The sequence below is a fragment of the Methylococcus geothermalis genome (genome assembly GCF_012769535.1).
Classification (GTDB): Bacteria; Pseudomonadota; Gammaproteobacteria; order Methylococcales; family Methylococcaceae; genus Methylococcus; species Methylococcus geothermalis.
In genome coordinates, this window is record NZ_CP046565.1 from 1,696,835 (window position 1) to 1,721,711 (window position 24,877).

A 24,877-nucleotide genomic window follows, 5' to 3' on the forward strand; every position below is an offset into this window, starting at 1 on the left:
GGGGTAAACCTCTTAAACGGGTGAAGGGACGGAGACGCGCCGCTCGGGCCGGCGCAAGTTTTCCTGGTACTCGTCGACGCCGAGTGAATCCGCCGCCTCCAGCAGCAGGGTTTCGTCGGCTTCCCGCCGGGACGAGCCTTCGCTGATCCGGCGGCGCCAGCGCCTTCCGCCCGGTGTGGCATGATAAAGCCCCAGGATGTGGCGTGTGATGGCATGCAGCCGGGTGCCTTTGGCGAGTTCCTCCCGCAGGTAGGGAAGGAAGTCCTCGATGACGCCTTCTCGCGTTCTGGGCTTGGGATCGCCGCGCCCGTAGAAGCGGCGGTCGGCATCCGCGAGCAGGTAGGGATTGTGATAGGCGGCCCGGCCGATCATGACGCCGTCGCACCAGGACAGATGCCGCCCGGCTTCGTCCAGAGTTTGGATGCCGCCGTTCAACACGATCTCGAGGCGGGGCAGATCGGACTTGAGCCGGCGGACCATGTCGTAGCGCAGCGGCGGCGTCTGCCGATTTTCCTTGGGCGAAAGACCTTGCAGCCAGGCTTTACGGGCATGGACGATCAAGGTACGGCAACCGGCATCGGCCACGGTCGTCACAAACCGAACCAAGTCTTCGTAGGAGTCGCGGTCATCGATGCCGATGCGGGTCTTGACGGTGACCGGCACCGAGACCGCTTCGCACATGGCGCGGACACAGTCTGCCACGAGCTCGGGCTCGGCCATCAGGCAGGCGCCGAAGCGGCCGTTCCGGACTCTGGGACTGGGGCAGCCCACGTTGAGGTTGATTTCGTCGAAGCCCCGGCATTCCGCGATTTTCGCGCATTCCGCCAGATCCTTGGGCTCGCTGCCGCCGAGCTGGATCGCCAAAGGGTGCTCCGCGGGGTGGAAGCCAAGGAGCCGCTCCCGATCGCCGTGCAGGATGGCCGCAGTCGTCACCATTTCCGTATAGAGCAGGGTATGGCGGGAAATCAGCCGCAGGAAATAGCGGCAATGCCGGTCCGTCCAGTCCATCATCGGCGCGACGCTCAGCAGCCGTCCGGACGGCGGGGCATGGGCCGGAAGGGCGGGCATGGGTGCTTCGATTGTCCGGGCTGTAGGGCGGTCCACCGGCCGGACGTAGGAGGCGTTCAAGGAAACGTCACGATCCGGGATTTTCTTCCGAGGGGCCAGCCAGGAACACACGGTGCTGGGAAGGCTGGTGCTGGACGGTGCGCGCACTCAACCAGGCTCCGCTCAGCATCAGCGTGCCGGCACCCAGCGCCCCGGCGCCGAGATAGAGCAGTTTCTCGAATTCCATCCAGTCACGCGCGGTTTGGGCGGTGGCCGAACCCTCGGCCATCTCGGGCGACATGCGGTAGCGTTCGTGCTCGCCGGCGGATTTCAGTTGGCCGCCCTGGGTCGCGTAATTCTGCAGGAACCGCAATTCCGATTTCAGCGCCTCGAGGAGCCCTGCTTCATCCGGGCCGAAGCGCCCCCCCTGGACACTCTTTTCCAGCATTCTGAGCTTGTTCTCGACGGAATCCTTCATCAGGCCGGCAACCCTGCCCTGGAGCGAGTCGAGTTCGTTCTGATATTGCAGCAGATCGGGATTCTGGATGGCGGCCCGTTCGGCGTAAGACGCATTCAGTTCTTTGATCAGGGTCTCTCCCCGCCACAGGATCAACGCCATGATCGCGAGCGCAAGCCACAGGAACAGGATTCCCGCAGTGCGCAGCCAGGACGATCCGTGGCTCGGCGCTCCTGTCGGCCGGGCGAGCACGATTTCGCCGAAATCCGGGCGAGGATGGCCGTGGGACATCTTGCTCTCCCTTTTATCCATGGGCATTGAAGGTTGGTTTGCGCGCACTCACAGCGGTTCAGCCGGGCCGGAACTGATTTTTAAATATGACAGATCACCACCGGCCGGTCAATTTCATCCGGACCGGGCGGCATGCAGGATGCCGGCCATGTCGGCCACCGCTTTTTCCAGCCCCGTGAACAAGGCACGGGCTACGATGGCATGGCCGATGTTCAGCTCGACGATTTGCGGGATCCGGCAGATCGCCGCCACGTTGGCGTAGCTCAAGCCGTGCCCGGCATTGACCTGCAGCCCCAATGCCTCGGCAGCGGCCGCGGCACGTTGGAGCTTTTCCAACTCGGCGGATCTTTCCTCGTCGGTTCCCGCATCCGCGTAACGGCCGGTGTGCAGTTCGACCACCGGTGCGCCGGCACGGGCCGCGGCCTCGATCTGGGCGGTTTCCGGATCGATGAACAGCGACACCTCTATGCCGGCATCGCCGAGGCGGCGACAGGCCTCACCGATCCGTTCCAAGTGATTCGCCACGTTCAGGCCGCCCTCGGTCGTCAGTTCTTCCCGCCGTTCCGGCACGAGGCAGCAGGCATGCGGGCGGACGCGGCAGGCAATGGCGATCATTTCGTCGGTGACGGCCATCTCCAGGTTGAGTCGGGTTTCGATCTGGTCCCGCAGAAGCTCGACGTCCCTGTCCTGGATATGGCGGCGGTCTTCCCGAAGGTGCGCGGTGATTCCGCCAGCTCCCGCCTGTTCGGCGACAAAGGCGGCGTGCAGGAGAGCCGGGTAGGGAGTGCCTCGTGCCTGCCGGATCGTTGCGACGTGATCGATGTTTACGCCCAGTCTGATCGTGCCCTTGGAATTCACGAATGGTCGGTATGCTGAAGTAGTGGCGCGCCCGAGAATGCAGTCGTTCAATGGGCGTTCGGCGTGATGCGGTCGCCAATGGTCACGGAGGTCTGCCATCGGGCGGCTGGAGCGCGTTCCTGGAAGGAGCGCAATTCGATCCTGGTGTCTTCGCCGGCTTTGGAGAACGGCGTGATCTCGCCCGTCTTGCCGGGCTGCTCCGAAGCATGCCATTCCTTACCCATGCCTCGGGCGGCAAGTTTTGGGTTCTCTTCGTCGTTTTGTCGGGCCGTGCTTTGGTCGCTTTCCTGCCGGACGCAGCCATAGCTGAGTCGCCCGCCGCCCCAATCCAGCACGTCGCCATCGGATTCGGGGAATATCGCCTTGGTGTCCCAGCGGTTAACCAAGGGATCGACCCCAACGTTGAGCTCGATGTCCTTGAAATCGTCGTCAGCCTGGCTGACGCCGTGGTTCAGCGACTTGCATGTTTCGGCTTCGGATACCTGGGGCGCGGTCTCGGATGGCTGATGAACGCCCGCGGCGCGTAGGCAGATGACGCTTGCGCCGAGCGTTTGGCTAGCCAAAGCCAGGGGGGAACGGTCGGCAAGATGCATGACATTTCTCCATTCATTTGTCCTTTGGTTCCGGCCCTTGGTCGAGTCGAAATCGATGTGGCCTTCGTTTCCGTAGCGGTGCTATGGTATCAGCAAAATTTTCGCATTTCATTCGCAGCGCTCCCCTGTAACGCTCGTCAAACCGTTCGCCGGCCGGGTGTTCTTGCTAACGGTGACGATGTTTTTTCCGCCATGGCGATGATAAGTCACCGAGTCCATCATCCGCATCACCAGATGGATTCCCAGCCCGCCGATGGCGCGCTCCTCCAACTGGCGATACACGTCCGGCGCGGGGGAGGTCGTGGGGTCGAACTCGTTGCCGTCATCGGCGACGGTAAGCGAGGCCAGACCTCCATGCAGGGTGAGACAGATTTCGATTTTTCCGCTTTTACCGGCAGGGTAGCCGTACTTGATGGTATTGGTAGCCAGTTCCTCCAAGACGAGATTGAGCTGGACCGCGACCGCTTCCGGCACTCCTGAAGCCGTGCAGAACGATTCGAGTTGCTCCATGACCTCGATCAGCGGCTCGATGCCTGCGTCGATGGTTCGCTCAAACTGAGCGCATTGCGCGTCGGGCTCGTTCGGTTCCATGGGGGGCTCGAAGTGAGTCGGGTCGGGAAAAAACCGGTGATAGAATGACGCCGCTTTTGAGTCAGGGGCCCTGGACGCGGAGGACCGCGCCGGGCCGCATCCATCCATCTTACGGACCGGAATCGTGCAAGAGTCTCACATCAAAGGCAAGGACGAATGCGGGGCCGATGGCTCCTGCTGTGATCTCGAACGTTTCATCGCCGGGGTCAAGGGTTTCAAGGAGCGCTTCTACGGCCGCTATCCGGAACACATGCAGCGGCTCATCGAAGAGGGGCAGCGTCCGGTAGCGCTCATGATCGCTTGCAGCGATTCGCGGGTCGATCCCGCCCTGCTCATGAACGTCGCGCCGGGGGACCTGTTCGTGGTGCGCAACGTGGCAAACCTCGTGCCGCCTTATCACACTTCGTTTGCGCCGGATGGTGTCGGAGCGGCACTGGAATACGCCGTCCGCCACCTCGAAGTGCCCCACATCATCGTGCTTGGACATGCTCACTGCGGCGGAATCAAAGCCTTGCTCAACATGGCGACCGGGGCCCGGTTCGAGAGCGACTTCATTGGCGAATGGGTGTCGATGGCCATGGATGCCTGCTGGCAGTACGTCCCGGACAGCAACGGCGAGGGACTGCGGCAGGTCTCCCTGGAGCGGCTCAAGGACTATTCCTATCTGGTCGAGCGCGCGGCCATCCAAGGCTCCCTGGGGAACTTGCTGACCTATCCCTGGGTCAGGGATGCCGTGGCGACGGGGCGGCTTTTCCTGCAGGGCTGGTGGTTCGATCTCGAATCCGGCGATCTCTGGGTCACCAGCGGCGACAATTCGCAGTTCTTGCCCGTCACCGACTGACCCGCCCTCCGGATGAAAAAGCCCGAGAACATCGTTTATTGGTTGAAGGACAAGCCGCCGGCCGCGATTTCGGTTTTCATCGGGTTGCAGCAGATGTCGTTTCTGGGCGTCTACCTCGTGATTTCCCCGCTGTTCGTAAGGGCGGAAAACATCGATGGCCACGATTCCCAGATTCTGATGGCGACCACGCTCCTGGTTTCGGGCATCGGCGTCATGTTTCAGGCGGCCGGGCGGTTCGGCATCGGTTCCGGGTACTTCTGCCCTTTGCAGGTCACCTCGGCATCGTTCGCGACCCTGGAGCTGGCCCGGCTCGCCGGCGGGCTGGAACTCGCCTTCGGGATGGTGGGCGTGATGGGGGCGGCGCAGGTCCTGTTCGGCGAGATGTTCCGGCGGCTGCGCGGCATCTTTTCGGTGGAGCTCGCCGGCGTGGCCGTGACACTGGTCGGCCTGGGCCTCGGTTACAAGGGCGTCACCCTGCTCGCCGGCGTCGACGCGCCGGGCGGGCTATGGAAGCACGACATCGCCATCGGATTTCTCGCCCTCGCGGTGATGATCGTCTGCAATGTCTGGTCTTCCGGCAGCCTTCGCCTGTTTTCGGCGTTTGCCGGATTGGCCGTCGGGTTGGCCGTCAGTGTTCTGGTCGACGGCGTCCGGCCCGAGGACGCCGAGTCCTACAAGGAAATACCGTTGCTGGAAATGCCCAAGCTGCCCACCTTCGGTTGGGCATTCGATCCGGCGCTGATCGTGCCTTATGTCGTGCTGGGCCTGGCCTTTTCCCTGCATGGGTTCGGCGCGCTGGCTGCCGCCCAGCGTTTCAACGATTCGGAGTGGCGGCATCCGGACATGGCGCAGATCTCCCGGGGCATCCGCGCGGAGGGCGTATCCAATCTCATCGCCGGCTTGGTGAACGGCCTGCCGCTCACCTCCAGCGGCGGCGCTGTGTCCCTGGCCGCTGCGACCGGCTGCACCAGCCGCCATATCGCCTACTGGCTCGGCGGAATCATGATCATCCTGGCGTTTGTGCCGAAGATCACGGTACTCTGGTTGGTGCTCCCCGTGCCGGTGATCGGCGCCGCCGCCGTGTTCCTGTCGTCCTTCACACTGCTGGCCGGCTTGCAGATGATCGCATCGCGCATGCTCGACAACCGCAAGATTCTTACCGTGGGCATCGGGCTGTTACTCGGCTTCAGCCACGAACCCTTGAAGCATTTTTACCGTGAGGAGCTGCCGTCATTCCTGGTGCCGGTGACGCAGTCGAGCGTCGCGCTCGGGGTGGCGGGCGCGACCTTGCTGTCGGGCGTGTTCCGGATCGGCGCGGGCACGCGGCGGCGGCGTTCGTTCGTCCTGGGGCAATCGCAGCTGGACGATGTCATCGCCTACCTGGACCACCAGGGACGGGCTTGGGGTGCGTGCGCGGAAGTCGTGCGCCGCAGCGAGTATGCGATCTGGCAGGCGTTCGAGATTCTCCATGACCACGATTTCGTGGCACGGGACGAGGAAGGTCGGGGTGTGGTCGAGGTCGAAACCCTGGTCGACGAATTCACGTTCACCGTGATCGCGCGTTACCGCGGAGAGGCGATCCCGGTTTCCACCCATGCCCCCAGCCATGAGGAGCTTCTGGAGTCCGACACGGGTATCCTGCAGATGGCGGGCTATCTGCTTTACAAGCTCGCGGACAGGGTGCGTTCGCGTGAACTTTCCAAGGGGATGGCGGAGTTTCGCCTGACCTTTGTCGAATAATTCCTTTTATTTCAACTTGTTGCCTGGAGCACACCGATGCTTGATATCTCTTGTGAAAACCGGGGCGAGGTGCTGGTCGCGCATCTGAGCGGCCGCATCGACGCCGCGGCGTCCCGCGCCTTCGAGGAACAGGCGCTGGCCTGGCTGGAGGCGGGAACCCGCCATCTGGTGATGGACCTTTCGTCGATCAGCTACATCAGCAGCGCAGGGTTGCGGGTCTTTCTGCTGATCGCCAAGAAACTCAAGGAAGCGGATGGCTCGGTGAAGCTCTGCGCCCTGACACCGCCGGTCAACGACGTTTTCGAAATCAGCGGTTTCAGCCGCCTGTTTTCGATCTATCCGTCGCTGGAACATGTGACCTGAATCTGAAACGGCGCGGCCGTCCGGTCTTTGCCATGAACAGAGTTTTCATTTCAGGCGCGGTGCTCGCGCTCCTGGCCGCATGGGGGAGCCTGTGGGTCTTCCGCGAACACGCCCGCCCACCCATCAAGATCGGCATATTGCATTCGCTCACCGGTGCCATGGCCATCAGCGAGAAATCGGCCGTGGATGCCGAACTCATGGCCATCGATGAGATCAATGCCGCCGGGGGCTTGCTCGGGCGCCACGTCGAAGCGGTGGTGGCCGATGGCGCGTCGGACTGGGCGACTTTCGCCAGGCAGGCGGGGCGCCTGATCACCGAAGAAAAAGTCAGCGCGATCATCGGCTGCTGGACGTCGGCCTGCCGGAAAAACGTCAAGCCGGTGGTGGAAAAATACAACCATCTGCTGATTTACCCCATGGCCTATGAAGGCCTGGAGATCTCGAAAAACATCATCTATACCGGTCTGGCGCCGAACCAGCAGATCGTCCCCGCCCTGAAATGGAGCCTGGACAAGCTCGGAAAACGCGTGTTCCTGGTGGGGTCCGATTACGTGTGGCCCCACAGCGTCAACGCCGTTCTGCGGGACTGGATCAAAGGCCTCGACGGCGAAATCGTGGGCGAGGAATACGTCTTTTTCGGCAGCAGCGATGTTGGCGGCGTGGTTCAGAAAATCGCCGCCCTACGCCCGAATGTCGTTATCAGCACGATCGCTGGGGAATCCAATCTGGCATTTTACCGTGTGCTGCGGGAGTCGGGCATTCTGGCGAAAGACGTTCCCGTGGTTTCTCTTTCCGTGGGCGAAGAAGAGCTGCGCGATATCCCCCCGCGGGACGCTGCCGGGCATTATTCGGCCTGGGGTTATTTTCAGGCCGTGGCCCGCGAGGAAAACACCGCCTTCGTCAGACGGTTCCGGGAGCGCTACGGCCAGGATCGGGTGACCGCGGATTTTCCGGAGACTGCCTATTTCAGCATGCTGCTCTGGGCCGAGGCTGTGCGCGAGGCGGGCTCGCAGGAGGCCAGTCTGGTCAACGAATACATGCTCGGCCAGAGCATCGACGCCCCCGAGGGCGTGGTGACGATCGATCCCGCCACACGCCACACCTGGCGGTCGTTCAACATGGGGCGCATCCTCGACAACGGCCAGGTCGAAATCGTCTGGTCGACCGACCATCCGATCAGGCCCGTGCCTTATCCCAGAACCCGCAGCCGGGGCGAATGGGAGAGCTTCCTGAATCAGCTCTACATCGGCTGGAACCATAACTGGGCGAATCCGGTGCCGGCCGTCGCGCCCGCCAAAAGATAAGGACGAGCAGCAGTGAAAGTTTCGGCTTCCTGGCGTGAACACGGCACCATCGCGGGACGCATACTCCGCTGGTTTCTCATTCTGGCCACGGTTCCGAGCATCGCGTTGACCCTGGTCACTAACCACCTTTCCGCGGGTGCGCTGCGCGACCGGGTGCAGGGCGAGCTGATGTTCATCGCCCTGTCCAAGGCGGAGGACGTCGAAACCTATGCCTATGAGCGGATAAGGGCGGCGGTGGTGCTGCGCAACGACCGCTATCTGGTTGCGTCGATGAACGCGCTGCAGAAGTACCGGCGCGAACCGGGCCGTTACGCCAAGGAACGGCAGGCATTCGATGCGGATGCGCGCCCCGTGCTGGATTTCATGGTAGAAAACCTGGGCTTCCGGAATCTGATCGTCTTTGATCCTCAAGGCGAGGTGCTATACCAGTCGCACCCGGTCCAGCAGCTCGGGAGCAAGCTCTTCGAAGGGCCGTTGAAGGATTCGCCGCTTGCCAAAGCGGTGCAGCACGCCACCACCCTGCTCGATGCCGAAATTTCCGATTTCGGCGCCTATCCGGGCAGCGACAAGCCGCTGGGATACGTGGTGACGCCGCTGTTCGACATCGGCGGAGAGCTCGTCGCCATTCTCGCCTTGCAGTTGGATACGGACGAGGTCTTCGCACCGTTCCTGGATTATAGCGGCCTGGGAGACAGCGGGCAGACCGTCGTAGGTTCGCTCGACCACCATGAGATACGCATCGTTTCGCCGTTGCGGAACCAGCCCGATGCGGCGTCCAGGCTGCGTATCCAGATGGGAGACATCCAAGGCCAGGGCATTCAGAAAGCGGTTCTAGGAAACCGGGATTTCGGGGAAATTATTGGAATACTCAAGGAGCCGGTGCTGGCCAGCTGGACCTATCTGCCATCATTTCGATGGGGCCTCTCCGTGCAAATGGACGTGGACGAAGCGCTTGCCCTGGTGGACACCCAGCGCTTGGTCAACGGCGGGCTGCTGGCGTTTCTGCTGATCCCCACCACGCTGGCGGCCTTGCTGGTCTCGCGCACCATTTCGCGCCCGGTGGGCGAAGCCATAGCCGCCGCCGAGACGGTTGCCGCAGGCGATCTCACGGCGAACCTGGACAGCGACCGGAACGATGAAACCGGCAAACTGCTCCGGGCCTTGGGGCGCATGACCACCTATCTCAATTCGCTGGTTGGGCAGGTGCAGAAATCCATCATCGAGCTGGTATCGACGTCCAATACGCTGACCGCGATGAACCGGGCTCAGGAAGAGGATATTTCCGCCTTCGGTGCCACTACGAATCAGATCGCCGCGGCGTCGAGGGAAATTTCGGCGACTTCGGAAGAGCTGTTGCGCACGATGGCGGACGTGACCCGGATGGCCGGCAGCACGACCGAAATGGCGAATGCCGGGCGTAACGAACTGGCGGACATGGAGCAGGTGATGCGCACCCTGGCCGAATCGACCGGTTCCATCGCCGACAAGCTCAACGCCATCAGCGCGCGCGCCAGCGACATCTCCACGATGACCACCACCATCAAGCGGGTGGCGGAGCAGACCAATCTTCTGTCGCTCAATGCCTCGATCGAAGCGGAGAAAGCCGGGGAGTTCGGTCTGGGATTCGCCGTCGTCGCCCGCGAGATCCGCCGCCTCGCCGATCAGACCGCGGTGGCGACCCTGGATATCGAAACCGTGGTGCGGGAGATGCATGCCGCGGTGTCGGTCGGGGTCATGGAAATGGACAAGTTCTCGGAGCAGGTCCGGCGCGGCGTCGACGAGACCCGCCGGATCAGCCAGCAGTTTTCCCGGATCATCGAACAGGTGGGGGAGCTGACCCCGCGGTTCGATGCCGTGCATGAGGGCATGCGCTCGCAGTCGGCCGGCGCGATCCAGATTCGCGACGCCATGGTGGCCTTGTCGGAAAGCGCGATGCAGTCCGCACAGGCGCTGGAGGAAACCAACCGGGCCTCGCAGCGGCTGGAAACGGCGATTGCCGAGTTGCGCAAGGAAATCGCCATCTTCCGCTTGTCCTGATGCGTTTGGGACGTGCCGGCGGTCGAGGCGGCGGGGTTCAGGGATGTCGGCGAAGAGGCTGGGCGGCGGTGACGCTGCGTTGCAATCGGCGGCGTGCATCGCCACGCCGCTGAGCGAAGGCGTCAAACCTCGAGCATCAGCCGGACCGGGTCTTCGAGCAATTCCTTGATGGTGAAAAGGAACGACACGGCATCCCGGCCATCGATGACGCGGTGGTCGTAGGACAATGCCAGATAGATCATGGGCCGGATCACGATCTGTCCGTCTTCCACCATCGGTCGTTCCTTGATGGCGTGCATGCCGAGGATGGCGCTCTGGGGCGGGTTGAGGATCGGCGTCGACAGCATCGAGCCGAAGATGCCGCCGTTGGTGATGGTGAAGGTTCCGCCGCTGAGTTCGTCCAGGCTCAGCTTGCCGCTGCGGGCCTTCTGTCCGAAGTCGGCGATCGCTTTTTCGATCTCGGCGAAGCCCGCCTTGTCCGCATCGCGCAGGATCGGCACGACCAGGCCGCGGTCGGTCGAGACGGCGATGCCGATATCGTAATAGTCGTGGTAGACGATGTCCTCGCCATCCAGGGAAGCGTTGACGATGGGGAACCTGCGCAGGGCTTCCACCGACGCCTTGACGAAGAACGACATGAAGCCGAGCTTGGTGCCATGCTGCTGCTCGAAACGGGTTTTGTGCGCATTGCGGATGTCGAACACCCTCTGCAGATTGACTTCGTTGAATGTGGTCAGGGTTGCCGTCCGGTGCTGGGCTTCCAGCATGCGCTCGGCGATCCTGGCCCGCAGCCGGCTCATCGGTACCCGGCGGTCCGCCCGGGCTGGGGGGAGAACTCCCGCTGGCTCTGCGGGAGCCCGGGTCTCCAGAAAATCCAGTACGTCCTGTTTGGTGAGCCGGCCCTCGCGTCCGCTGGCCGTGATCTGCGCCGGATCGAGGGCGTGTTCGGCGACCAGGCGGCGCGCCGCGGGGCTCAGCACCGGCGCCGGCTTTTCCGCCGCCACGGCGACTGCCGGCGAGGCGGGCCGAATCGCGGTGTCAATCACGGCGATCGGCTGGCCGCTGACCACGACGTCGCCCTTGCCGCCGCGCAGTTCCGTCACCACGCCGTCTTCCGGCGCAGGGACTTCCAACACGACCTTGTCGGTTTCGAGGTCGACCAGATTCTCGCCTCTGCTGACCGCCTCGCCGATCTTCTTGTGCCAGTCCAGCAGCGTCGCGTCGCTGACCGATTCAGGCAGAGGGGGCACGCTGATTTCGATGCGCATGGGCTATTCCATCGTAGCGGTGGGATTGACCGGGAGAACCAGGGCGCGTTCCACCAGCATTTTCTGCTGTTCGATGTGCTGGCGGAAGTGCCCGACCGCGGGAGAGGCGGACATCGGCGGGCCGGCATAGCCGATATTGAAGGAACGGTCCGGAACGCCGAGGAAACGGTGCTTGATCTGGTGCCAGGCACCCTGGTTTTCCGGCTCTTCCTGGCACCAGATCAGTTCCTGTGCCTTGGGATAGCGTTTCAGCATCGCCAGAAAGTCCTCCCGCGGGAAGGGGTAGAGCTGCTCGATGCGGATCAGGGCGATATGGTCCAAATTCTCCCGACGCCTGGTTTCCAGCAGGTCGTAATAGACCTTGCCGGCGCACAGGACCAGCCGGGTGATTCGGGTCGGATCGTGCTCGTCGGTTTCGCCGATCAGGCAGCGGAATCCTCCGCCGGAGAGTTCGTCGAGGTGCGAGGTGGCCAGCTTGTGGCGCAGCAGGCTCTTGGGCGTCAGCACGATCAGCGGGCGGCGGTAGGGACGCAGCAACTGGCGCCGTAGCAGATGGAAAATCTGGGCCGGGGTGGTCGGCACGCAGACCTGCATGTTGTTGCCGGCGCAGAGCTGGAGATAGCGTTCCAGACGGGCCGAGGAATGCTCGGGGCCCTGTCCCTCATAGCCGTGCGGCAGCAGCAGGGTCAAGCCGCTCAGGCGGCCCCACTTGGTTTCGCCGGAGGAGATGAACTGGTCGATGACCACCTGGGCGTTGTTGGCAAAGTCGCCGAACTGGGCTTCCCAGATCACCAGGGTTTCGGGTTCCGAGCTGCTATAGCCGTATTCGAAGCCCAGCACGCCCTCCTCGGACAGCAGCGAATCGTAGATGTCGAACCTGCCCTGGCCGGCTTTCAGGTGCTGAAGCGGGGCATAGGCTTGTCCGGTGCGCTGGTCGTGGACGATGGCGTGGCGGTGGAAGAAAGTGCCGCGCCCGACGTCCTGGCCCGTCAGCCGGATGTTGTGGCCATGCCATAACAGGGAGGCGTAGGCGAGGTTTTCGGCGAAGCCCCAGTCGGCCGGGAGTTCGCCCGCCGCCATTCGCCGCCGTGCCGTGTGGATCGCCTCGACCCTGGCATGCGCTTCGAAGCCGTCGGGCAGCGCCGTCATCCGCTCCGCCATGGCGGCGAGGTCCGCCACGGGCGGGCCGGCCTCCGTCGGCGCGGTCCATTCCACACCCCGGTAGCGATCCCAGCGGGTCTTGATATATCCGGCGGCGTCCCCCAGCAACGGCCTGGACACGGTCTCGCCTTTGGCGAGAGCCTCCTGGTAGTCGTTATCCATCCGCGCGGCGTCTTCTGCGGAAACGATGCCCATTGCGGCGAGTCGTTCGGCATACAACGCCCGCACGGGCGGATGCCGGCGGATGAAGCGGTACATCAGCGGCTGGGTGACGGCCGGCTCGTCCGCCTCGTTATGGCCGTGGCGGCGGTAGCAGATGAGGTCGATCACCACGTCGCGCCGGAATTTCATCCGGTAGTCGACGGCGAGCCGGGTGATGTACAGCACCGCTTCGGGGTCGTCGCCGTTCACGTGGAACACCGGCGCCTGGATCATGTTGGCGACATCGGTGCAATACAGCGTGGAGCGGGCGTCGAAGGGATTGCTGGTGGTGAAGCCGATCTGGTTGTTGATGACGATGTGGATCGTGCCGCCGGTCGTATAAGCGCGGGTTTCCGCCATGTTGAGGGTCTCCATGACCACGCCCTGCCCGGCGAAGGCGGCATCGCCATGAATGAGCACCGGCACCACGGCGACTTCGGCATCGCCGGGAAGCCGGTCCTGGCGCGCCCGCACCGAGCCCTCGACCACGGGGTCGATGATTTCCAGGTGCGAAGGGTTGAACGCCAGGGTCAGATGGACCGGGCCGCCGGGACTTTCCACATCGGAGGAAAACCCTAAGTGATACTTGACGTCGCCGGAACCTCCGTCGGGAATTTCGGTGCCCTCGAATTCGCGGAACAGCAGCTCGGGCTTCTTGCCGAGGATGTTGACCAGGACGTTGAGGCGGCCGCGGTGCGCCATGCCGAGCACGACTTCCCGCGTGCCCTTGGCGCCGCAACGCTGGATCAGTTCGTCGAGCAAGGGAATCAGGCTTTCTGCGCCTTCGAGCGAGAACCGCTTTTGCCCCACGTATTTGCGGTGCAGATATTTTTCGATGCCCTCGGCCGCGGTGAGGAGGCGCAGCAGTTCCCTCTTTTGTTCCGGGCCGAAATGGCCCTGGGCGCGCGATCCTTCCAGGCTCTGCCGGAGCCACTCGCGGATTTCCGAGTCCATGATATGCATGTACTCCACGCCCACATGCCGGCAATAGGTCGCCCGCAGGGTGTCAAGAATGCTTCTCAGCGGCAGTTTCTCGTCGCTGTGCAGAACGTCCAGGTAGAAGGGGGTGTCCATGTCGGTGGAGTCGAGGCCGTAGCGGGCCGGGTCCAGGTCGCGGGAAGGCGAAGCCGGCCGGAGCGGGTTGTTGTCCGCCGACAGGTGGCCATGCGTGCGGTACTGGTCGATCAGCCGGTCCACCGCCGCCTGCTTGCGCACGGCGCGGTCGATGTCCCCGGTTCGGACGGGAATGACCGGTTCGGCCGTCCTGCCTTCGCGGAAAGCCCGGAATTTCTCACGCCAGTCCGGCGCCACGGTTTCCGGATCGCGCAGGAACTGTTCGTAAAGCGCCTCGACGAAACCGGCGTTGTCTTCGGAAAATGCTGTGGTGTTCGGGAATAGTCCGGATTTGCTGTTCATCTCATGCATTCCTTGCCAAAGACACGGCCGGCTCGGAGGGATACTCGGGAATTGTGGGGGCCAAGGCGGTGGGCTTTCAAGAGCTGAAATACTGGGGGAAATCGGTTGGAGGCTGCCGGCCCCTTCCTTGGGGCCGCCCCGGCAGCCCGGATCACTTCGAGACGACGAAGACGGCGTCGCTGACATCGCAAACGGCCGGGGCTTTGTTGGTCTTGGGCAGGCAGACGCGGATGAGCGCCTGGGACGTCGCCTGGCCCTTCTTGACCTTCCAGTTCCAACTGCCGGTATTCCTGGCGCCGGACTTCAAGGCGCTCCATTTCGCCCCGCCGTTCCTGGACAAGGCGATGTTCACTTTCGCCTTGGGACCATAGCCGGTCAGTTGCCACTGGATCGGGACGATTGCTCCGGCGTTGAAGGTTTCGCCGCCGGCGGGATGGATGACGGTCATGGTGGCCGAGTCACCGGAACCGGTGCAAGTCCGAAGGGCGTAGCTGCCGCTGAGGGTGCCGTCGGAGCAGGTGCGGACCTCCGCGACCGATGTGCAGCTCACCGCGCGATCGATCTGATAGGCCGTGACGCTTTGTCCCCCGGGGATGCTGCCGCCCCAAGGCAGCGCGCAGGACGTGAGCCAAGGCTTGATCTGCTCGTAATAGCCGGCGAAATGGCTGTAGACGCTGTTCTGGTAGTCGTTATCCGGCCCACCGAACAGCGAGCCCTTCCAGTAGGCGGTGCCGCCGTTGACGGCGAACAGGCCGGAACCGCTGCTGCCGCCTTCGGTGCCGCCGTAGACGTATTGCACCTCGTCCAGTATGTGGGTCCCGCCTTGGCCGCTGTCGGTGACGGTCTCCTGCAGGGCCGTGACCCGGCCCTTGCTGACCATCGTGTGGTCGCCGCGCGGATGATGCACGCCCCACACGCCATCGCCGACGTGGATCGCGGTGTCCCAGCCGGAGAAATAGACAGCGGCCGGCGGGGGATTCCGGAGCCTGAGAAACGAAGGCTCACGGTTGAACTCGGTCCAGAGCAGCTGCGCGCCGCCGAAGGTTTGGCTGTAGCGCGAATCGGTGGACGAGGCGCCACAGTCGGTCGCCTGCAGGAACCATTCGAAGGATGCCGTATCGGCGACGGTCTGATTCGGCAGGCAATGGTTGGCCGTGGCGAACCAGGGCGTCAGGGTGCTGCCCTTGTCGTTCAGCAGGGTGCCGCTGCAGATGTAGGAGCCGCCGTCTTCGATGAAATTGACCTTGGCGGTGGCCGCCGCCGCGATTTGAAGGGCCGGGTAGCGTGGGTCGTCGGACCAGCAGGCGAGGTCAATTTCCTGATATTCGGCGTATCCCAAGCTTTGCGCGCTGAAGCCGGGGGTGTCGGCGTTGCTGGCATCCGTCAGAATGAGGTTGATCGCGTCGAGCCTCAAGTCGAGTGTCTCCGGTGCTGCGGTCCCGCCGACGAAAATCTCGAGATCGGCGCCGCTTCCCTGGGTGGCGGGCAGCCAAAGCTCGTTGCCGTGAATTGCCGCATTGCCGATGGGTGCCGGGAGAGTCGCGTCCTGATCACCCTGGATGCGCAATTCCAGGGCTGGGAGCGTACCGCCGAAAACGAGGTGCAGCCGGAGCCGAACCGCGTTGACCGTCGACACCCGGATACGGGCCGCATAGCCGCCTTCGACCGCTTCCCACTGCAACAGCGACGGCGTGACCGGGATGGGCAATGGGTAGACGGTTCCGGTCTTCGGCACGCCGGGCTTGGTCGAAGTCAGATCGGCCACCACGGCGGGCAGTTCCAGCTCGAAAGGCTGGCTGCCGCTGCCCAGAAAACCGCTCTCCGACGTCCTCGCCGCGCTCAGCGGCGTAGCCGGGAGATACTGCGCCGGTTCGGTCCGGTCGGCTTGGACGGAGTAAGAGGCTGCCATCGCGACGGCCAGGGACAGCGAGCGTATTTTCATCGGCGGGAGTCCTTTTTAAGAAAGTCGCAACCCTATAGTAGTTCATGTGCGCACGACTTTTTCAGACCGGGCGAAAGCTCGAGAGGTTCCCGCCTTTACTCGCCGGGCAAAGCGTTCTAAGGTAGTTTCCGACCTTATCTTTGGGAGCCTTTCGTGATGAACAATGGGAATGCCGACATCGGGCTGATCGGGCTGGCCGTGATGGGCCAGAATCTGGCCCTGAACATCGCCGATCATGGCTACACGATCGCGGTTTACAACCGCAACTACGAGCGCACCCGGGAATTCATGGAACATTGCGAACGCGCCGAGCCGTCTCGGGCACGCCTTCTTCCCTGCGCCGAATTGGCGGAGTTCGTGCAGGCCATCGAAAGGCCGCGGCGCATCATTCTCCTGGTCAAAGCCGGCGCGGGGACCGATGCCGTGATCGGGCAGCTCCTGCCGCTGCTGGATCCGGGCGACCTCGTCGTCGACGGCGGCAATGCCCATTGGCTGGACACGATCCGGCGGGAGCGGGAACTGGACGCCGCCGGTTTCCGCTTCATCGGCTCCGGTGTCTCCGGCGGAGAAATCGGCGCCCGCTTCGGGCCCTCCTTGATGCCGGGCGGAAGCGCGGAAAGCTGGCGTTTGCTGGAGCCGGTTTGGCAGGCGATTGCCGCCAAGGTCGACCCGGCCACCGGGCAGCCGCTGGAGGGGGCGGCGCCCGGCCGCCCCGTTGCCGGAGGCGAGCCTTGCACGGCCCTGATCGGTCCGAACGGCGCCGGCCACTACGTCAAGATGGTGCACAACGGCATCGAATACATCGACATGCAGCTGATCTCGGAAAGCTACTGGCTGCTGAAGCACCTGGGGGGGCTGGACTCCGGCGCCATCGCATCCATTTTTCGGGATTGGAACCAGGGCGAGCTTTCGAGCTACCTCGTCGAAATCACCAGCGACATCCTGCAGCAGAAGGACCCGTCCGGCGATGGTTTCCTGGTCGACAAGGTCCTGGATGCGGCGGGGCAGAAAGGCACCGGACAATGGACCGCGGTCAGCGCGCTGGAGCAGGGCATACCGGCCAACGCCATCGCCGAGGCGGTGTTCGCCCGGGCGCTTTCGGCCCTCAAGGAGGAGCGGGTGGCGGCAAGCGCCATCCTGCGGGGCCCGGAGGTCCGGCGGCGGGAGGCCGATACCGCGCACCTGGTCGAGGCGGTCCGGGATGCCCTGTACTGCGCCAAGATCTGCGCCTATGCCCAAGGTTTCCAGCTCATGGCCGAAGCCCAGAAGACCTACGGCTGGCAACTGGACTTTGCCACCATCGCCCGCATCTGGCGGGGCGGCTGCATCATCCGCGCCCGTTTCCTGCAAAAGATCACCGATGCGTACACCCTGGATGCCGCGCTTTCGAACCTGATGCTCGATCCCTATTTCCGCGACGCCCTCCATCGAGGCCAGGACCACTGGCGCGAAATCGTGGCGCTCGCCGTCCGCAACGGGCTGCCGGTCCCGGCTTTCGGTTCGGCCCTGGCGTATTTCGACGGCTACCGCAGCGCCAGCCTTCCCGCCAACCTGTTGCAGGCCCAGCGCGACTATTTCGGCGCCCATACCTACGAACGCACCGACCGGCCGCGCGGCCATTTCTTCCATCTCGACTGGCCCGCGCCGGATCGGCCCGAGACGGAGGCCGGCGGCTGAAAGTGCGTCCGCGGGAGGGTTCGCCGGTACTCGGATCCTCCCTTCGCAAGCATCCGGCCGTTAGCGGCTCTTTCACGGCGCGGTCAACGATGGGAAAATACGCGGCATGACTGTTTCGCTCGTTCCCATGGCCAGCACTTCCGCGCCACCCTCCGGTCTGATCGACCGATTCGGCCGCCGCGTCAACTATCTGCGCATCTCCATCACCGACCGCTGCGATCTGCGCTGCGTGTACTGCATGAGCGAGGAGATGGATTTCCTGCCGCGCGCGCAGATTCTCACGCTGGAGGAAATTCACACCATTGCCGCCGCGTTCGTGGCGCTGGGTGTCGACAAGATTCGTATCACCGGCGGTGAGCCGCTGGTGCGCAAGGGCGCCGTGGACCTGCTGCGGGGGCTCGGACGGATCGATGGGCTGCGCGAACTGGTGGTGACCACCAATGGCATGCGGCTGGAGGGGACCGCCGCGGAGCTCAAGGCCTGCGGGGTGCGTCGCATCAACATCAGTCTGGATTCGCTCCGGCCCGAGCGGTTCCGGGCGCTGACGCGGGTGGGCGACCTCGCCGCAGTGTTGCGGGGGATCGACGCCGCGGTGACGGCCGGTTTCGAGCGGCTCAAGCTCAATGCAGTGATCCTGAAGGAGCGCAATCACGACGAGGTGGCCGATCTGGTCGGCTTCGCCGTGGACAAGGGCATCGACATCAGCTTCATCGAGGAGATGCCGCTGGGATGGGTCGACGGCCACGACCGCCTGGAAGGCTATTATTCGAGCGACGCGATCCGGAACGATCTGGAGGCGCGGTTCAGCCTGCTGCCGACCCCCGAGACGACCGGTGGGCCATCGCGCTATTTCCGGGTCGCCGGCACCGATACCCGTGTGGGCTTCATCTCGCCCCATTCGCACAATTTCTGCGGCAGTTGCAACCGGGTCCGGCTGACGGCCGAGGGGCTGCTGCTGCTCTGTCTGGGCAACGAGCATTCCGTGGACCTCAAGCGCGTCGTGCGGGCCCATCCCGGCGACATGGAGCGTCTGAAACGGGCGATCGTGGAGGCGATGAACCGGAAGCCGGAGCGCCACGACTTCGATCTGGCTGCCCGGCCGGTGATCCTGCGCCATATGAACGTCACGGGCGGCTAGCAGAAACGATGGCTGTGCGGCGGTGGTTGTTTCCGGCGCGGGAGTTCGGCCGGTGGTTGGTCATTTCCTTGATTTTGACGTTCTATGCGGGCTGCGCCGGCAAACCGCCGCCGGCGCCGGTGCCTCAATCGGTACCCGCCAAGCATGCCAAGCCGGCCGTGCCGAAGCGGACGGAGCCTCCTCCCACCGACCGCCGGGAGTCCTTCCCATTGCCCGGCGTCCCGCTGTGGCGATGGGAGTCCTGGGAGCAGTACGGCAAGACCCATCTGGTGTCCAAACCGGAAAAATACACCCTGCAACTGCTCGCCAACGGTTGGCTGAAGTTTTCCGCCGAATGCTTGAAAGGCGAGGGCATCTATGAAACCCATGGCGACCGGATCGTGATCGCCGTCACCCGGGCCGATGCCGGGCGCTGCCAGCCGGGGCCGACCGCCGAGCATTTCATTCAGTCCCTGGAGGCGGCGTCGCACTACCATCAAACGGCTGGCCGCCTTTTCCTCGATCTGGGGCGAAACGACGGAGGCCTGAGCTTTTCCCGGTCACCGGATTAGCCGTCGGCCGCAGCGAATCCGTGGGAGGCATGAACGGCAGCGTCACGCCAGAATCCCGCCTCTCCGGAGGCCCGCGGCTGGCTGCACGTTCGGCGAAGATGGACCGACCACCCCCGTCACTGAATGCCGTCCGTATGAACCTACGGTCGGTGCGCGAGGCGGTAGTCGGAAACCGGAAATCGCTTCGGAAGACATTCGCCCCGCGTCGAATCGTCCTTGCCGGGTTTTGGTGGCCGACGACAGCCCCATCAACCGCAAACTGCTGCTCGCCCTCCTCGACCGGTTGGGGTATCCCGCCGATGCGGTGTGCGACGGACTCGCCTGCCTGAAGGCTCTGAGCGAACGCCGGTATGGCCTCGTGCTCATGGATTGCCAGATGCCGGCATTGGACGGCTATGAAGCCGCCCACCGGATTCGGGCGGGGAAAGCCGGTGTATGCGATGTTCAGGCTCATGTCTGGATTGGAAAATACCGGAAATTCAAGGCCACCACGCAGTCCAGGCACAACCTGCCGGTGGCTCCGAACCGGCGGGTACAGGACTTCACCGCGACGGCGGCGAATCAGAAGTGGGTAGCGGACATCACCTACATCTGGACCGAGGAGGGCTGGCTTATACTTGGCAGTCGTACTGGACCTGTATCCCCGCGCCGTGGTCGGATGGGCCATGGCGGAGCGGATGACGCGGGAGCTTGTGATCGCTGCCCTTACCCCGGCCATCTGGCGCCGTCGGCCAGGGCGCGTCCATTCCGACCGGGGTAGCCAGTATGCCTCAGGGGATTACCATGAGGTCTTGGAACTCCATGGCTTCCTGTGCGGCATGAGTCGGAAAGGCGATGGAAAGCTTCGTCCACTCGCTGAAGGTCGAACAGGTCAATGATTGCCGCTACCCGACACGGGAAGAAGCCAAGGGCGATATCTTTAAGGAACCTCTGAACAAACCCTGCTGGTAAGCTAATCCCTGCCCAGAACCCATGAACGCGGTGCCCCCATGAAACAGACCACCTTTGCCTCCTTAGCGTTTGACCGGAAGAAGAAGCAGACTCGGCGTGAGAAGTTTCTGGCCGAGATGGAGCAGGCGGTGCCGTGGCCGGAGTTGCTGGCGGTGATCGAACCGCATGACCCGAAAGCGGGTCGGCGCGGTCGTCAACCGTACCCGTTGGCGACGATGCTCAGGCTTTACTTCCTCCAGCAAGGGTATGCCTTGTCCGACCCGGGCCTGGAAGATGCCCTGTACGAGATCGAATCGATGCGGCGCTTTGCGGGTCTGGAGTTGGCCGATGACGCGCTGCCGGATGAAACCACGATCCTCAACTTCCGGCGCCTGCTGGAACGTCACGAGCTGACGGCGAAGTTGATGAACGCCATCAATGACGTGTTGGAAGCGCGAGGGTTGCTGCTCAAGGGGGGCACGATGGTGGATGCGACGATTATCCACGCCGCGCCATCGACGAAGAACAAGGCCAAAGCGCGCGACCCCGAGATGCACCAGACCAAGAAGGGCCATCAGTGGTTCTTCGGCATGAAGGTGCACGTGGGAGCAGACGTTCACACCGGCGTCGCCCACACGGTCTCGGTGACACCGGCCCATGCCGCCGACATCAGCCAGTTGCCGAACCTGCTGCGCGAGGACGACCGGCTGATCCTCGGCGATGCCGGCTACGTCAACGACACCTATAAGCGCGCTGCGCGGCAGGCCGGGGTCGTGTGGGGCGTCGCCTTGAAAGCCCGTCCGAAACGGCGCTTGGGGGCTGCGCAGAAACGCCGCCATCGGCGAATGTCGTCGATCCGCAGCCGAGTCGAGCACCTTTTTCGGGTGATGAAGCGGCAGTTCGGCTACACCAAGACGCGCTACCGGGGTCTGGCTAAGAACGCCGCCCAGGTGTTGACCCTCATAGGGTTGACCCATCTTTACCTAAAGATGCGCGCATTGATGACCTGACGGGCGAGGTGCGCCCGGCATCCGCCCCGACGGGCGCATCCGGGTGGAAATCGCCGCGGTAAGCAAGGCATTTCGGTGCCATTTACCCATTTTTCAAAGCCTGATTATCAGCGGGATGTGTTTTTACCGGCCAAATCGGGTTTGTTCAGAGGTTCCTTAAGTATATCGAGACCTATTACAATCCGATCCGGCGTCACTCCACTTTGAATGACCTGTCACCCAGGGACTTCGAGAGCCGGAAGGCGGCCTAATGAGCCCGGTGTCCAGAAAAGGGTTGCAAGATCAGTTTACAGCTACATCCGGTGGTGTTACCGACTGCATTTCCAGTCTTCGCTCTCCAGCGAACGCAGTTTGCACCAGGCGTAGACCGCCGGGATGACCGCCAGGGTCAGGACGGTGGAGGAGACCATCCCGCCGACCATGGGCGCGGCGATGCGGCGCATGACTTCCGAGCCGGAGCCGGTGCTCCAGAGGATGGGCAGGAGGCCCGCCATGATCGCAGTGACGGTCATCATCTTAGGCCGCACCCGCTCCACCGCGCCGGCCATGACGGCGCGATAGAGATCATCCGTGCCGGGCGTGCGGCCTGTCCGGCGGGCTTCCTCGCGCAGTTCCTTCCAGGCGTGGTCGAGATAGATCAGCATGACCACGCCGGTTTCCGCGGCGACGCCGGCCAGGGCGATGAAGCCGATGCCCACGGCGATGCTCAGGTTGTAATCGAGCAGCCACAGCAGCCACACTCCGCCGACCAGGGCGAACGGCACGGAGGCCATCACGATCAGGGTTTCGGTCAGCCGTCCGAAGTTCAGGTACAGCAGGACGAAGATCACGGCGAGGGTGAGCGGCACCACCAGCATCAGGCGCTGTTCGGCCCGCTGCAGGTATTCGAACTGTCCGCTCCAGGTGACGAAGTAGCCGGGCGGCAGTTTCACCGCCGACTGCACCGCCCGCCGCGCGTCCTCGACATAGCCGCCGATGTCGCGTCCGCGCAGGTCGACGAATACGTAGGCCGAGAGCAGTGCGTTCTCGGTGCGGATGCCGGGGGCGCCCAGCGTGAGCGAGATGTGGGCGAGCTGGCCGAGCGGGACGTTGGCGCCGGAGTCAGCTCCGCTGCTCTTCGAGTCAGTGGGAATCAGGATGTGGCTGCCCAGGCTCAGGGGATCGTCCCTCAGCTCGCGGGGATAGCGCACGATCACGCCGAAGCGCTCGCGTCCTTCCACCGTGGTGGTGATGGTTTCGCCGCCCAGCGCGGTGGCGATCACCTCCTGCAGGTCGCCGACGGTCAGGCCGTAGCGCGCCAGCTGGGTGTAATCCGGTTCGATGTTGAGGTAATGGCCGCCGGTGACGCGCTCGGCGTACACGCTGGTGGTGCCCGGCACGGTCTTGATGGCCTGCTCGATCTGGCGGGCGAGGCGGTCCAGGGTTTCCAGGTCCCGGCCGAACACCTTGACGCCGATGGGGGTGCGGATGCCGGTGGATAGCATGTCGATCCGGTTCTTGATCGGCATGGTCCAGGCATTGGTGACGCCGGGGATCTGCAGCGCCTGGTCCATCTCGGCGACCAGCTTGTCGATCGTCATGCCCGGCCGCCACTGATCCTGAGGCTTCAGGTTGACCAGGGTCTCGGCCATTTCCAGCGGCGCCGGATCGGTGGCGGTCTGGGCGCGGCCGGCCTTGCCGAACACCGAGGCCACCTCCGGAAAACGCTTCAGGATGCGGTCCTGGGTCTGCAGCAGCTCCGACGCCTTGGTGATGGAGATGCCAGGCAGGGTGGTCGGCATGAACAACAGGGTGCCTTCGTTCAGCGTGGGCATGAATTCGCTGCCGAGGCGAGAGGCCGGATAGAGCGTCGCCGCCAGAATGGCGAAGGCGCCGGTCAGGGTGAGGGCCTTGTGGCGCAGCACGCCCCGGATCACGGGCCGGTACAGGCCGATGAGCAGCCGGTTCACCGGGTTGCGGGCCTCCGGCAGGATGCGGCCGCGCACGAACAGCAGCATCATGACCGGCACCACCGTGACCGACAGCAGCGCGGCGCCGGCCATGGCGAAGGTCTTGGTGTAGGCCAGCGGATGGAACAGCCGGCCTTCCTGGGCTTCCAGCGCGAACACGGGCAGGAACGAGACGGTGATGATCAGCAGGCTGAAGAACAGGGCCGGCCCCACCTCCCGGCAGGCGGCGCGGATGAGTTCGATGCGGGGTCGGTCGGGGTCGCGCTCCAGATGCTTGTGGGCGTTCTCGATCATCACGATGGCGGCGTCCACCATGGCCCCGATCGCGATGGCGATGCCGCCCAGGCTCATCAGGTTGGAATTTAGATCCATCGAGCGCATCACGATGAAGGCGATCAGGATGCCGACCGGCAGCATCAGGATGGCGACCAGGGCGCTGCGCAGATGGAACAGGAACAGCGCGCAGACCGCGGCGACCACCGCGCTTTCCTCCAGCAGGGTTTCGCGCAGGGTGGCGATGGCGCGCAGGATCAGCTCCGAGCGGTCGTACACCGGCACGATGTCGACGCCTTCGGGCAGGCCGGGGGCGATTTCGAGCAGCCGGGCCTTGACGCTGTCGATCACGTCCAGCGCGTTCTGGCCGTAGCGGGCCAGGGCGATGCCGGATACCACCTCGCCTTCGCCGTTCAGTTCGGCGATGCCGCGGCGCTCGTCCGGCACCAGCTCCACCCGGGCGACGTCGCGGATCAGCACCGGGATGCCGCCTGCGGCCTTCACCACCAGTTGTTCCAGGTCGGCGATGCCGTGCAGGTAGCCGCGTCCGCGCACCATGTACTCCGTTTCCGCCAGCTCGACCACGCGCCCGCCCACGTCGGTGTTGCTGGCGCGGATTACCTCGATGATCTTCTTCAAGGGCACGCCGTAGGCCTGCAGCTTGTGCGGATCGATGGTCACCTGGTACTGCTGCACGAAGCCGCCGATGCTGGCGACCTCGGCCACGCCCTGCGCCTTGCTGAGCTGATAGCGCAGGAACCAGTCCTGCAGCGTGCGCAGCTCGGCCAGGGTGTGGCCGGCGCCGGTGATCGCGTACTGGTAGACCCAGCCGACCCCGGTCGCGTCCGGGCCGATGCGCGGGGTGACGTTCTTGGGCAGCTTCGCGGCGGCGGCGTTGAGGTATTCCAGCACCCGCGAGCGCGCCCAGTAGATGTCGGTGCCGTCGTCGAAGATGACGTAGACGTAGGAGGCCCCGAAGAACGAGAAGCCGCGCACCACCTTGGAGCGGGGCACGTTCAGCATCGAGGTGGTGAGGGGATAGGTGACCTGGTCCTCCACGACCTGCGGCGCCTGGCCGGGGTATTCGGTGTAGACGATGACCTGGGCGTCGGACAGGTCGGGGAGGGCATCCAGCGGGGTGCGAACCACGGCATAGATGCCGGCGGCGACCACGGCGACCGTCGCCAGCAGCACCAGGAAGACATTGCGCAGGGACCAGTCGATGACGTGCGCGAGCAT

The 24,877-nt window shown here is 64.0% G+C and carries 18 protein-coding genes and 2 pseudogenes; 11 read left to right on the forward strand and 9 right to left on the reverse strand.

Features of this window, described 5'->3' with window-relative positions; all coding sequences use genetic code 11:
* Positions 1 to 12 precede the first annotated feature (12 nt).
* The 5 genes from dusA to GNH96_RS08225 form a co-directional block, all read right to left on the reverse strand.
* Entirely contained in the window at positions 13 to 1,068 is a 1,056-nt protein-coding gene (gene dusA, locus GNH96_RS08205; RefSeq protein WP_169603231.1) for a tRNA dihydrouridine(20/20a) synthase DusA, read from the reverse strand.
* 67 nt (positions 1,069 to 1,135) lie between these two features.
* Positions 1,136 to 1,795, reverse strand: a complete 660-nt coding sequence (locus GNH96_RS08210) for a hypothetical protein (protein ID WP_228719763.1) — start codon at positions 1,793 to 1,795, stop codon at positions 1,136 to 1,138.
* Positions 1,796 to 1,909: 114 nt separating this feature from the next.
* Positions 1,910 to 2,653: a pyridoxine 5'-phosphate synthase gene (pdxJ, locus tag GNH96_RS08215; protein WP_169603232.1), complete on the reverse strand. Its 744-nt coding sequence runs from the start codon at positions 2,651 to 2,653 to the stop codon at positions 1,910 to 1,912.
* 47 nt (positions 2,654 to 2,700) lie between these two features.
* On the reverse strand, positions 2,701 to 3,246 hold the full coding sequence (locus GNH96_RS08220) for a hypothetical protein (RefSeq protein WP_169603233.1): 546 nt from the start codon (positions 3,244 to 3,246) through the stop codon (positions 2,701 to 2,703).
* A 108-nt stretch (positions 3,247 to 3,354) separates the two neighbouring features.
* On the reverse strand, positions 3,355 to 3,837 hold the full coding sequence (locus tag GNH96_RS08225) for an ATP-binding protein (protein WP_169603234.1): 483 nt from the start codon (positions 3,835 to 3,837) through the stop codon (positions 3,355 to 3,357).
* A 124-nt stretch (positions 3,838 to 3,961) separates the two neighbouring features.
* Between GNH96_RS08225 and GNH96_RS08230 the strand changes: the two genes are divergently transcribed.
* The 5 genes from GNH96_RS08230 to GNH96_RS08250 are packed head-to-tail and all read left to right on the forward strand — an operon-like array spanning position 3,962 to position 10,122.
* A complete protein-coding gene (locus GNH96_RS08230) occupies positions 3,962 to 4,678 on the forward strand; it encodes a carbonic anhydrase (protein ID WP_169603235.1) in 717 nt (238 codons plus the stop codon).
* 12 nt (positions 4,679 to 4,690) lie between these two features.
* On the forward strand, positions 4,691 to 6,418 hold the full coding sequence (locus tag GNH96_RS08235; RefSeq protein WP_169603236.1) for a solute carrier family 23 protein: 1,728 nt from the start codon (positions 4,691 to 4,693) through the stop codon (positions 6,416 to 6,418).
* 36 nt (positions 6,419 to 6,454) lie between these two features.
* Complete coding sequence (locus tag GNH96_RS08240; protein ID WP_169603237.1) at positions 6,455 to 6,781, forward strand: STAS domain-containing protein; 327 nt, start codon at positions 6,455 to 6,457, stop codon at positions 6,779 to 6,781.
* A 32-nt stretch (positions 6,782 to 6,813) separates the two neighbouring features.
* Positions 6,814 to 8,085 carry an ABC transporter substrate-binding protein gene (locus GNH96_RS08245; RefSeq protein ID WP_169603238.1) on the forward strand — a complete coding sequence of 424 codons (1,272 nt, stop codon included), beginning with the start codon at positions 6,814 to 6,816 and terminating at the stop codon, positions 8,083 to 8,085.
* A 12-nt stretch (positions 8,086 to 8,097) separates the two neighbouring features.
* Positions 8,098 to 10,122 (forward strand): methyl-accepting chemotaxis protein, encoded by a 2,025-nt coding sequence (locus tag GNH96_RS08250; protein ID WP_228719764.1) that lies wholly within the window; start codon positions 8,098 to 8,100, stop codon positions 10,120 to 10,122.
* 122 nt (positions 10,123 to 10,244) lie between these two features.
* Here GNH96_RS08250 and odhB read toward each other — a convergent pair whose 3' ends face one another.
* From odhB to GNH96_RS08265, 3 genes are all read right to left on the reverse strand, one after another.
* The gene (gene odhB / locus GNH96_RS08255) at positions 10,245 to 11,390 is read right to left on the reverse strand and encodes a 2-oxoglutarate dehydrogenase complex dihydrolipoyllysine-residue succinyltransferase (RefSeq protein WP_169603239.1); all 1,146 of its coding nucleotides are present in this window, start codon (positions 11,388 to 11,390) and stop codon (positions 10,245 to 10,247) included.
* A gap of 3 nt (positions 11,391 to 11,393) precedes the next feature.
* Complete coding sequence (locus tag GNH96_RS08260) at positions 11,394 to 14,168, reverse strand: 2-oxoglutarate dehydrogenase E1 component (RefSeq protein WP_169603240.1); 2,775 nt, start codon at positions 14,166 to 14,168, stop codon at positions 11,394 to 11,396.
* Positions 14,169 to 14,319: 151 nt separating this feature from the next.
* Positions 14,320 to 16,110, reverse strand: a complete 1,791-nt coding sequence (locus GNH96_RS08265) for a trypsin-like peptidase domain-containing protein (RefSeq protein WP_169603241.1) — start codon at positions 16,108 to 16,110, stop codon at positions 14,320 to 14,322.
* 156 nt (positions 16,111 to 16,266) lie between these two features.
* Here GNH96_RS08265 and gndA point away from each other — a divergent pair, with 156 nt between their 5' ends.
* The 6 genes and pseudogenes from gndA to GNH96_RS08295 all read left to right on the forward strand — a co-directional run bounded on the left by gndA (position 16,267) and on the right by GNH96_RS08295 (position 21,416).
* Positions 16,267 to 17,787 (forward strand): NADP-dependent phosphogluconate dehydrogenase, encoded by a 1,521-nt coding sequence (gene gndA / locus GNH96_RS08270; RefSeq protein ID WP_169603242.1) that lies wholly within the window; start codon positions 16,267 to 16,269, stop codon positions 17,785 to 17,787.
* Positions 17,788 to 17,893: 106 nt separating this feature from the next.
* Entirely contained in the window at positions 17,894 to 18,925 is a 1,032-nt protein-coding gene (gene moaA / locus GNH96_RS08275) for a GTP 3',8-cyclase MoaA (RefSeq protein WP_169603243.1), read from the forward strand.
* Between the two features lie 68 nt (positions 18,926 to 18,993).
* Entirely contained in the window at positions 18,994 to 19,476 is a 483-nt protein-coding gene (locus GNH96_RS08280) for a hypothetical protein (protein WP_228719765.1), read from the forward strand.
* Between the two features lie 229 nt (positions 19,477 to 19,705).
* Positions 19,706 to 19,843, forward strand: a pseudogene (locus tag GNH96_RS16025) (hypothetical protein); the annotation flags it as partial.
* 105 nt (positions 19,844 to 19,948) lie between these two features.
* Positions 19,949 to 20,397, forward strand: a pseudogene (locus GNH96_RS16030) (IS3 family transposase); the annotation flags it as partial.
* Between the two features lie 68 nt (positions 20,398 to 20,465).
* Entirely contained in the window at positions 20,466 to 21,416 is a 951-nt protein-coding gene (locus tag GNH96_RS08295) for an IS5 family transposase (protein WP_169603246.1), read from the forward strand.
* 308 nt (positions 21,417 to 21,724) lie between these two features.
* Here the strand turns inward: GNH96_RS08295 and GNH96_RS08300 are convergent, their stop codons facing one another.
* The gene (locus GNH96_RS08300) at positions 21,725 to 24,877 is read right to left on the reverse strand and encodes an efflux RND transporter permease subunit (protein WP_169603247.1); all 3,153 of its coding nucleotides are present in this window, start codon (positions 24,875 to 24,877) and stop codon (positions 21,725 to 21,727) included.